This window comes from Escherichia sp. AM3 (assembly GCF_032029835.1).
In the GTDB taxonomy this organism is placed as follows: Bacteria; Pseudomonadota; Gammaproteobacteria; order Enterobacterales; family Enterobacteriaceae; genus Escherichia; species Escherichia coli.
This window is the reverse complement of the sequence record NZ_JAVUPQ010000138.1, coordinates 1-4,179: the sequence shown is the minus strand read 5'-3', so window position 1 is coordinate 4,179 and position 4,179 is coordinate 1. Positions and strand designations below refer to the sequence as shown.

Sequence of the window (4,179 nt, the reverse complement as noted above, 5' to 3'; positions counted from 1 at the left end):
TGGCTTACCTGACCGCCGGTATCGACTCCCAGCTGGACCGCTACGAAATGCGCGTATGGGGATGGGGGCCGGGTGAGGAAAGCTGGCTGATTGACCGGCAGATTATTATGGGTCGCCACGACGATGAACAGACGCTGCTGCGTGTGGATGAGGCCATCAATAAAACCTATACCCGCCGGAATGGTGCAGAAATGTCGGTATCCCGTATCTGCTGGGATACTGGCGGGATTGACCCGACCATTGTGTATGAACGCTCGAAAAAACATGGGCTGTTCCGGGTGATCCCCATTAAAGGGGCATCCGTCTACGGAAAGCCGGTGGCCAGCATGCCACGTAAGCGAAACAAAAACGGGGTTTACCTTACCGAAATCGGTACGGATACCGCGAAAGAGCAGATTTATAACCGCTTCACACTGACGCCGGAAGGGGATGAACCGCTTCCCGGTGCCGTTCACTTCCCGAATAACCCGGATATTTTTGATCTGACCGAAGCGCAGCAGCTGACTGCTGAAGAGCAGGTCGAAAAATGGGTGGATGGCAGGAAAAAAATACTGTGGGACAGCAAAAAGCGACGCAATGAGGCACTCGACTGCTTCGTTTATGCGCTGGCGGCGCTGCGCATCAGTATTTCCCGCTGGCAGCTGGATCTCAGTGCACTGCTGGCGAGCCTGCAGGAAGAGGATGGTGCAGCAACCAACAAGAAAACACTGGCAGATTACGCCCGTGCCTTATCCGGAGAGGATGAATGACGCGACAGGAAGAACTTGCCGCTGCCCGTGCGGCACTGCATGACCTGATGACAGGTAAACGGGTGGCAACGGTACAGAAAGACGGACGGCGAGTGGAGTTTACGGCCACTTCCGTGTCTGACCTGAAAAAATACATTGCGGAGCTGGAGGTGCAGACCGGCATGACACAGCGACGCAGGGGACCTGCAGGATTTTATGTATGAAAACGCCCACCATTCCCACCCTTCTGGGACCGGACGGCATGACATCGCTGCGTGAATATGCCGGTTATCACGGCGGTGGCAGCGGATTTGGTGGGCAGTTGCGGGCGTGGAACCCACCGGGTGAAAGTGTGGATGCAGCCCTGCTGCCCAACTTTACCCGTGGCAATGCCCGCGCAGACGATCTGGTACGCAATAACGGCTATGCCGCCAACGCCATCCAGCTGCATCAGGATCATATCGTCGGGTCTTTTTTCCGGCTCAGTCATCGCCCAAGCTGGCGCTATCTGGGCATCGGGGAGGAAGAAGCCCGTGCCTTTTCCCGCGAGGTTGAAGCGGCATGGAAAGAGTTTGCCGAGGATGACTGCTGCTGCATTGACGTTGAGCGAAAACGCACGTTTACCATGATGATTCGGGAAGGTGTGGCCATGCACGCCTTTAACGGTGAACTGTTCGTTCAGGCCACCTGGGATACCAGTTCGTCGCGGCTTTTCCGGACACAGTTCCGGATGGTCAGCCCGAAGCGCATCAGCAACCCGAACAATACCGGCGACAGCCGGAACTGCCGTGCCGGTGTGCAGATTAATGACAGCGGTGCGGCGCTGGGATATTACGTCAGCGAGGACGGGTATCCTGGCTGGATACCCCGTGAGTTACCCGGCGGGCGCGCCTCGTTCATTCACGTTTTTGAACCCGTGGAGGACGGGCAGACTCGCGGTGCAAATGTGTTTTACAGCGTGATGGAGCAGATGAAGATGCTCGACACGCTGCAGAACACGCAGCTGCAGAGCGCCATTGTGAAGGCGATGTATGCCGCCACCATTGAGAGTGAGCTGGATACGCAGTCAGCGATGGATTTTATTCTGGGCGCGAACAGTCAGGAGCAGCGGGAAAGGCTGACCGGCTGGATTGGTGAAATTGCCGCGTATTACGCCGCAGCGCCGGTCCGGCTGGGAGGCGCAAAAGTACCGCACCTGATGCCGGGTGACTCACTGAACCTGCAGACGGCTCAGGATACGGATAACGGCTACTCCGTGTTTGAGCAGTCACTGCTGCGGTATATCGCTGCCGGGCTGGGTGTCTCGTATGAGCAGCTTTCCCGGAATTACGCCCAGATGAGCTACTCCACGGCACGGGCCAGTGCGAACGAGTCGTGGGCGTACTTTATGGGGCGGCGAAAATTCGTCGCATCCCGTCAGGCGAGCCAGATGTTTCTGTGCTGGCTGGAAGAGGCCATCGTTCGCCGCGTGGTGACGTTACCTTCAAAAGCGCGCTTCAGTTTTCAGGAAGCCCGCAGTGCCTGGGGGAACTGCGACTGGATAGGCTCCGGTCGTATGGCCATCGATGGTCTGAAAGAAGTTCAGGAAGCGGTGATGCTGATAGAAGCCGGACTGAGCACCTACGAGAAAGAGTGCGCGAAACGCGGTGACGACTATCAGGAAATTTTTGCCCAGCAGGTCCGTGAAACGATGGAGCGCCGCGCAGCCGGTCTTAAACCGCCCGCCTGGGCGGCTGCAGCATTTGAATCCGGGCTGCGACAATCAACAGAGGAGGAGAAGAGTGACAGCAGAGCTGCGTAATCTCCCGCATATTGCCAGCATGGCTTTTAATGAGCCGCTGATGCTTGAACCCGCCTATGCGCGGGTTTTCTTTTGTGCGCTTGCAGGCCAGCTTGGGATCAGCCGCCTGATGGATGCGGTGTCCGGCGACAGCCTGACTGCCCAGGAGGCACTCGCGACGCTGGCATTATCCGGTGATGATGACGGACCACGACAGGCCCGCAGTTATCAGGTCATGAACGGCATCGCCGTGCTGCCGGTGTCCGGCACGCTGGTCAGCCGGACGCGGGCGCTGCAGCCGTACTCGGGGATGACCGGTTACAACGGCATTATCGCCCGTCTGCAACAGGCTGCCAGCGATCCGATGGTGGACGGCATTCTGCTCGATATGGACACGCCCGGCGGGATGGTGGCGGGGGCATTTGACTGCGCTGACATCATCGCCCGTGTGCGTGACATAAAACCGGTATGGGCGCTGGCCAACGACATGAACTGCAGTGCAGGTCAGCTGCTTGCCAGTGCCGCCTCCCGGCGTCTGGTCACGCAGACCGCCCGGACAGGCTCCATCGGCGTCATGATGGCTCACAGTAATTACGGTGCTGCGCTGGAGAAACAGGGTGTGGAAATCACTCTGATTTACAGCGGCAGCCATAAGGTGGATGGCAACCCCTACAGCCATCTTCCGGATGACGTCCGGGAGACACTGCAGTCCCGGATGGACGCAACCCGCCAGATGTTTGCGCAGAAGGTGTCGGCATATACCGGCCTGTCCGTGCAGGCTGTGCTGGATACCGAGGCTGCAGTGTACAGCGGTCAGGAGGCCATTGATGCCGGACTGGCTGATGAACTTGTTAACAGCACCGATGCGATCACCGTCATGCGTGATGCACTGGATGCACGTAAATCCCGTCTCTCAGGAGGGCGAATGACCAAAGAGACTCAATCAACAACTGTTTCAGCCACTGCTTCGCAGGCTGACGTTACTGACGTGGTGCCAGCGACGGAGGGCGAAAACGCCAGCGCGGCGCAGCCGGACGTGAACGCGCAGATCACCGCAGCGGTTGCGGCAGAAAACAGCCGCATTATGGGGATCCTCAACTGTGAGGAGGCTCACGGACGCGAAGAACAGGCACGCGTGCTGGCAGAAACCCCCGGTATGACCGTGGAAACGGCCCGCCGCATTCTGGCCGCAGCACCACAGAGTGCACAGGCGCGCAGTGACACTGCGCTGGATCGTCTGATGCAGGGGGCACCGGCACCGCTGGCTGCAGGTAACCCGGCATCTGATGCCGTTAACGATTTGCTGAACACACCAGTGTAAGGGATGTTTATGACGAGCAAAGAAACCTTTACCCATTACCAGCCGCTGGGCAACAGTGACCCGGCTCATACCGCACCCGCGCCCGGCGGATTGAGTGCGAAAGCGCCTGCAATGACCCCGCTGATGCTGGACACCTCCAGCCGTAAGCTGGTTGCGTGGGATGGCACCACCGACGGTGCTGCCGTTGGCATTCTTGCGGTTGCTGCTGACCAGACCAGCACCACGCTGACGTTCTACAAGTCCGGCACGTTCCGTTATGAGGATGTGCTCTGGCCGGAGGCTGCCAGCGACGAGACGAAAAAACGGACCGCGTTTGCCGGAACGGCAATCAGCATCGTTTAACTTTACCC

At 58.6% G+C, this 4,179-nt stretch carries 5 protein-coding genes; all 5 read left to right on the top strand.

Features of this window, described 5'->3' with window-relative positions:
• Positions 1 to 749 (top strand): terminase gpA endonuclease subunit (locus RTW80_RS22775; RefSeq protein WP_139310859.1); only part of this gene is annotated, 749 nt, incomplete at its 5' end.
• On the top strand, positions 746 to 952 hold the full coding sequence (locus RTW80_RS22770) for a phage head-tail joining protein (RefSeq protein WP_000198149.1): 207 nt from the start codon (positions 746 to 748) through the stop codon (positions 950 to 952). The genes RTW80_RS22775 and RTW80_RS22770, both read left to right, overlap by 4 nt.
• Positions 949 to 2,529 carry a phage portal protein gene (locus tag RTW80_RS22765; protein ID WP_312720306.1) on the top strand — a complete coding sequence of 527 codons (1,581 nt, stop codon included), beginning with the start codon at positions 949 to 951 and terminating at the stop codon, positions 2,527 to 2,529. The genes RTW80_RS22770 and RTW80_RS22765 overlap by 4 nt, the downstream gene beginning before the upstream one ends.
• On the top strand, positions 2,510 to 3,829 hold the full coding sequence (locus RTW80_RS22760) for a S49 family peptidase (RefSeq protein ID WP_000123218.1): 1,320 nt from the start codon (positions 2,510 to 2,512) through the stop codon (positions 3,827 to 3,829). The genes RTW80_RS22765 and RTW80_RS22760 overlap by 20 nt, the downstream gene beginning before the upstream one ends.
• A 9-nt stretch (positions 3,830 to 3,838) precedes the next feature.
• Complete coding sequence (locus tag RTW80_RS22755; protein WP_312720303.1) at positions 3,839 to 4,171, top strand: head decoration protein; 333 nt, start codon at positions 3,839 to 3,841, stop codon at positions 4,169 to 4,171.
• Positions 4,172 to 4,179: the final 8 nt, after the last annotated feature.

What these genes read in the sequence shown, in the direction of transcription:
- RTW80_RS22770 (WP_000198149.1), top strand. Translation starts at nt 746, where the DNA reads ATGACGCGACAGGAAGAACTTGCCGCTGCCCGTGCGGCACTGCATGAC.
- RTW80_RS22765 (WP_312720306.1), top strand. Translation starts at nt 949, where the DNA reads ATGAAAACGCCCACCATTCCCACCCTTCTGGGACCGGACGGCATGACA.
- RTW80_RS22755 (WP_312720303.1), top strand. Translation starts at nt 3,839, where the DNA reads ATGACGAGCAAAGAAACCTTTACCCATTACCAGCCGCTGGGCAACAGT.